Origin of the sequence: Comamonas sp. B-9, from assembly GCF_000410635.1 — a bacterium.
Taxonomy (GTDB): Bacteria; Pseudomonadota; Gammaproteobacteria; order Burkholderiales; family Burkholderiaceae_C; genus Comamonas.
Genome location: NZ_KE148608.1, coordinates 441 through 6082, shown reverse-complemented (window position 1 = coordinate 6082; position 5642 = coordinate 441). Strand labels below are relative to the sequence as shown.

General features: G+C 67.0%; 6 protein-coding genes. All 6 read left to right on the top strand.

Translation table 11 applies throughout. The annotated features are described in order from the left end of the window. On the top strand, positions 1 to 578 hold a 578-nt coding region (locus tag H928_RS28295; protein WP_021027464.1), incomplete at its 5' end, for a YbfB/YjiJ family MFS transporter. A 203-nt stretch (positions 579 to 781) separates the two neighbouring features. Then, on the top strand, positions 782 to 1732 hold the full coding sequence (locus tag H928_RS0116280; protein ID WP_021027463.1) for a sugar ABC transporter substrate-binding protein: 951 nt from the start codon (positions 782 to 784) through the stop codon (positions 1730 to 1732). Between the two features lie 15 nt (positions 1733 to 1747). Then, positions 1748 to 3337 (top strand): sugar ABC transporter ATP-binding protein, encoded by a 1590-nt coding sequence (locus H928_RS0116275; RefSeq protein WP_021027462.1) that lies wholly within the window; start codon positions 1748 to 1750, stop codon positions 3335 to 3337. 24 nt (positions 3338 to 3361) lie between these two features. Continuing rightward, entirely contained in the window at positions 3362 to 4369 is a 1008-nt protein-coding gene (locus H928_RS0116270; RefSeq protein ID WP_027011027.1) for an ABC transporter permease, read from the top strand. An 8-nt stretch (positions 4370 to 4377) separates the two neighbouring features. After that, positions 4378 to 5427: a LacI family DNA-binding transcriptional regulator gene (locus H928_RS28290; RefSeq protein ID WP_021027460.1), complete on the top strand. Its 1050-nt coding sequence runs from the start codon at positions 4378 to 4380 to the stop codon at positions 5425 to 5427. Next, positions 5424 to 5642 (top strand): PfkB family carbohydrate kinase (locus tag H928_RS28285; RefSeq protein WP_043340597.1); only part of this gene is annotated, 219 nt, incomplete at its 3' end. The genes H928_RS28290 and H928_RS28285, both read left to right, overlap by 4 nt.

The window sequence follows — 5642 nt, the reverse complement described above, 5'->3', positions numbered from 1 at the left end:
CCGAGGGGCCGGTGGACCGGCTGCTGCTGACCCTGGCCTACAGCCTGGCCGGCCTGGGCTATATCGTCACCGCCACCTACCTGCCGGTGATTGCGCGCGGCGCACTGCCGGCCGATTCGATCTGGCCCGACCTGTTCTGGCCCATGTTTGGCGGCGGCGTGGCGCTGGGCGCCTACCTCTCGACCCATTTGCCCGCCCGTTGGGACCGGCGCCGGCTCCTGATGGCCGGCTACGGCATCCAGGCGGTGTCGATTGCGATCAGCGCGCTGTGGCCCACGCCGCTGGGCTTTTCGCTGGGCAGCCTGCTGCTGGGCCTGCCATTTACCGCGCTGACTTTTTTTGCGCTGCAAGAGGCGCGCCGCATCTGGCCCAGCGCCCTCAGCAGCTTTCCGGGCCTGCTGACTGCGGCCTATGGGCTGGGCCAGATTGTGGGCCCGCCCATGGTCGCCTGGATGCTGGCCCACAGTGCCAGCACCCAGCAGGGCTTTGCCTATGGCCTGGGGGCCGCGGGCGGCGCGCTGGTGCTGGGCATGGTGATTCTGGCCGGCATGGTCTGGCGCCATCCGCACCAGGGCTGAGCGGCGGAAACGCCGCTGGTAGCCCAGCGCAAAGGGCTGCCAAAGCGGCATCTGCGCCGCATGTCCAACTCGTGAAACATTGTTTGACCTTGGGGTAAACTCCGGGGCGCAAACGTTTGCGCCTATGCAAACATGCGGCATCTCGCGGCTACTGCTGTGGATAGCGCCGCGTGATGCACAACAATCCTTCGGAGACTTATCTCATGCGCTTTACCCGCCGTACCCTGACTGCTGCGCTGGCTTTGGCCACCGTGGCTGGTTTTTCCCACCAAGCCGTCGCGGCTGACAAGCCCAAGGTGGCGCTGGTGATGAAATCGCTGGCCAACGAGTTCTTCCGCACGATGGAAGACGGCGCCAAGGCGCACCAGAAGGCCAATGCCGCCCAGTACACGCTGGTGGCGAACGGCATCAAGGACGAGACCGATACGGCCGCGCAGATCAAGATGGTCGAGCAGATGGTGGCCCAGCGCGTGCAGGCCATCGTGATTGCTCCGGCCGACTCCAAGGCGCTGGTGTCTGTGCTGAAAAATGCAGCAGACAAGGGCGTGCTGATCGTCAATATTGACAACAAGCTCGATGCCGATGCGCTCAAGAGCAAGGACCTGAACGTGCCGTTTGTCGGCCCGGACAACCGTGCCGGCGCCAAGCTGGTGGGCGAGTTCCTCGGCAAGCAGCTGCAGGCCGGTGACAAGGTGGGTATCGTCGAAGGCGTCTCGACCACGTTCAATGCCCAGCAGCGCACCCTGGGCTTCCAGGATGCGATGAAGGCCGCTGGCGCCAATGTGGTCAGCCTGCAATCGGGCCAGTGGGAAATCGACAAGGGCAACACAGTGGCCGCCGGCATGCTGCGCGAGCACCCCGATCTGAAGGCGATCATGGCCGGCAACGACAGCATGGCGCTGGGCGTGGTCGCGGCGGTCAAGGCCTCGGGCCGCACCGGCAAGGTGCAGGTGGTGGGTTATGACAACATCGCCGCCATCAAGCCCATGCTCAAGGACGGCCGCGTGCTGGCGACTGCTGACCAGTACGCCGCCAAGCAGGCCGTGTTCGGTATCGAGATCGCGCTCAAGGCCCTGGCCGAGAAGAAAAAGCAGAGCGAGCTGCCCGCTGAGGTCAAGACCGATGTGGCCTTGGTGACCAAGGACAGCAAGTAAAAAACGGCGTACACCATGGCAACGACTGAGGCGCAAGGCGCCGGCACGCCACGCGTGCGTCTGCAGCAGATGGGCAAGGCCTACTCCGGCACCTTGGTGCTGGAGGGCGTGAGCCTGGATCTGCATGCGGGCGAGGTGATGGCGCTGACCGGAGAAAACGGCGCGGGCAAGAGCACCTTGTCCAAGATTCTGTGCGGGTTGGTGGATCCATCGCAGGGCCAGATGCAGCTCGATGGCAAGCCCTTTGCCCCCACATCGCGCCGCGATGCCGAGCGCCAGGGCGTGCGCATGGTGATGCAGGAGCTGGGCCTGGTGGCCACCTTGACGGTGGCCGAAAACCTGCTGCTGGGCCAGCTCCCACACAAGATGGGCTGGCTGGACCATGCGGCGATGCGGGCGCTGGCCCGCACCCAGCTGGCCAAGATCGGCATGGAGCATATCGACCCGGACACCCCCGTCTCGCAGCTGGGCATTGGCCAGCAGCAGATGGTGGAGATCGCCCGCAATCTGCAGGACGGCACGCGGGTGCTGGTGCTCGATGAGCCCACCGCCATGCTGACGCTCAAGGAAACCGAGCACCTGTTCACGCAGATTGCGCTGCTCAAGGCGCGCGGTGTGGCCCTGGTCTATGTGTCGCACCGGCTCGAAGAGCTGCAGCGCATTGCCGACCGGGTGGCCGTGCTGCGCGATGGGCGCCTTGTTGATGTGCGGCCCATGCAGGGCGTGCAGGAACATGAGCTGGTCGAGCGCATGGTCGGCCATGCGGTGCAGGACAACGAAGGCCGGCCGCGCCGCACGCGTGGCGCGCTGCGCCTGTCTGCGAAGAATTTGCAACGCGGCGCGCAGGTGCGCGGCGTGAGCCTGTCGCTCTATGCGGGCGAGATCATGGGCCTGGCGGGCCTGGTCGGCTCGGGCCGTACCGAGCTGGTGCGCCTACTGTTTGGTGCAGACCGCGCCGAGCAGGGCGAAATCAGCCTGCATGCCGCTGGCAGCAGCGCCGCCACGCACACGGTGGCACCCAACTGGAGCAGCCCCGTGCAGGCGATCCGCGCCGGCATCGGCCTGGTGACCGAAGACCGCAAGTCGCAAGGCCTGCTGCTCTCGCAATCTATCCGCGCCAACACCACCTTGGCGGGCATGCACAAGATTGCGCGCGGCGGCTGGCTGCAGCGCGCCCAGGAGAGCGAAGTGGCGCGCCATTTTGTCGAGCGCCTGCGCATCCGCTCGCGCAGCGCCGAGCAGGCGGTATCGACCTTGAGCGGCGGCAACCAGCAAAAGGTGGTGTTTGCCCGCTGGCTGCACCAGCCCTGCGATGTGCTGCTGCTCGACGAGCCCACACGCGGCGTCGATGTGGGCGCGCGCGCTGACATCTACCACGAGATCGACCGCATGTGCGACGACGGCAAGGCCGTCTTGATGGTCTCCAGCGATCTGCGCGAGTTGATGGCCATGTGCGACCGCATTGGCGTGATGCATGACGGCGAGCTGGTGGCCGTGTTCGAGCGCGGCCAGTGGAGCGACCAGCAACTGCTGGCCGCCGCCTTTGGCAATGTGGATGAAGCCCCATCGGCCCACGCCGCAGCCCAGGCTGCAACCCCCGAATAAAAAAGCAGGCAAGAGGACCAAGCCATGACCACCCCCCTTTCCGCGCGTGCCAGCGCGCCTACGCCGTCGGCTGCCAAGGCCTCTTCGGGCCGCATGCAGGCCTGGGGCACCTATGTGGGCCTGTTTCTGGTGCTGGCCGCGATGGTCGCGCTGTTCAGCTTCCTGAGCGAGTATTTCTGGAGCGCCGAGACCTTTGTCACCATCGCCAACGAGATCCCCGCGCTGGCGGTGATGGCCGTGGGCATGACCTTTGTGCTGATCCTGGCGGGCATTGACCTGTCGGTGGGCTCGGTGCTGGCGCTGTCGGCGGCGGTGGCGGCCCAGGCGATCCTGGTCTGGGGCCTCAACCCCTGGGCCGCCGGCGCGCTGGGCCTGCTCTGCGGTCTGCTCTGTGGCGCGGTGCTGGGCTCGATCTCGGTGGTCTGGCGCCTGCCGACCTTTATCGTGTCGCTGGGCATGCTCGAAGCGCTGCGTGGCGCGGCCTACCTGGTGACCGACTCGCGCACCCAGTACGTGGGCGACGCGATCTCGGGCCTGGCCGCGCCCATTGCCTATGGTGTCTCGGCCGCCTTTGTCATCGCCATCGTCGTGGTGGCGCTGGGCCAGATCGTGCTGACCCGCACCGTGTTTGGCCGCTATGTGGTGGGCATCGGCACCAATGAAGAGGCCATGCGCCTGGCCGGTATCGACCCGCGGCCCATCCGCATCCTGGTGTTTGCGCTGACCGGCCTGCTCGCCGGCCTGGCAGGGCTTATGCAGTCGGCGCGCCTCGAAGCGGCCGACCCCAATGCCGGCAGCGGCATGGAGCTGCAGGTGATTGCCGCCGTCGTGATTGGCGGCACCAGCCTGATGGGCGGGCGCGGCTCGGTGATCGCGACCTTTTTTGGCGTGCTGATCATCGCGGTGCTGGAAGCGGGCCTGGCCCAGATTGGCGCCAGCGAGCCTGCCAAGCGTATCATCACCGGCGCTGTGATCGTCGTGGCCGTGATCATCGACACGGTGCGCCAGCGCCGTGCCGCACGCCGGGCCTGACGGTGGCAATGAGCAGTATCAAGGATGTGGCGCGCCTGGCGGGCGTGTCCGTCACCACGGTCTCGCATGTGCTGAACAAGACGCGTTCGGTGCTGCCGGCCACGCAAGAGCGCGTGCTCGAAGCCGTGCAGACCCTCGGCTATGTGCCCAGCGCGGTGGCGCGCAGCCTCAAGATCAACGCCACGCACACCATCGGCATGCTGGTGCCGGACAACTCCAACCCCTATTTTGCCGAGCTGGTACGCGCCGTCGAAGACGCCTGCTTTGCCGCCGGCTATGCGCTGCTGCTGTGCAATACCGACAACCATGCCGGGCGCCAGCAGGTCTACCTGGATGTGCTGTCGCAAAAGCGGGTCGATGGCTTGATCGTGGCCTCGACCAGCGATGATGCGCTGATGTCCCAGCACCTGGCGCAAACCGCGCTGCCGATGGTGCTGATTGACCGGGCCATTGCCGGCCTGGAGCGGCCTTGCGTGCAGACCGACCATGTGCAAGGCGGCATGCTGGCCACCCAGCACCTGATGGCGCTGGGCCGCAAGCGCATCGCCTGCGTGGGCGGCCCGCAGGATCTGCAGTCCAGCGAGCAGCGGGTACAGGGCTGGCGCCAGGCACTGCAGCTGGTGGGCCTGCCCAGCGATTTGCTGGTGCATGGCGATTTCACCGCCAATGGCGGCTATGTGGCGATGCGGCGCCTGCTGCGCGACCGTGCTGCCGACCGGCCCACGGCTGTGTTTGCCTGCAACGACCTGATGGCCATGGGCGCGCTGCGCGCCGTGCATGAAGCGGGCCTGCAAGTGCCCCGCGATGTGGCTGTAGTGGGCTATGACGATATCGAGCTGGCGGGCTACACCCAGCCGGCGCTGACCACGGTGGCCCAGCCCACCCAGGCCATGGCCGAGCAAGCGCTGGCCTGGCTGCTAGAACGCATCCAGGCGGGCCGTAGCGCCGAGCCTGTCGCGGCGGCCACGCAGCTGCTGGTGCCGGCGCTGGTGACCCGCGAGAGCAGCCGGGCCCTGGCCCGGGCCGCCGTGCCGATTGCGATTGGAGAAACCCTGTGAATGTGCCTATCTTGAGCCAGGCCCCACGTATCGTGGTGCTAGGCAGTTTGAACATGGACCTGGTGCTGCGCGTGCCGCATATGCCGCGCGCGGGCGAGACCATGCTGGGCCAGTCGCTCAGCCAGGTGCCTGGCGGCAAGGGCGGCAACCAGGCCGTCAGCTGCGCGCGCCAGGGGGCGGCCGTGAGCCTGCTTTCTTGCGTGGGCGAGGACGCC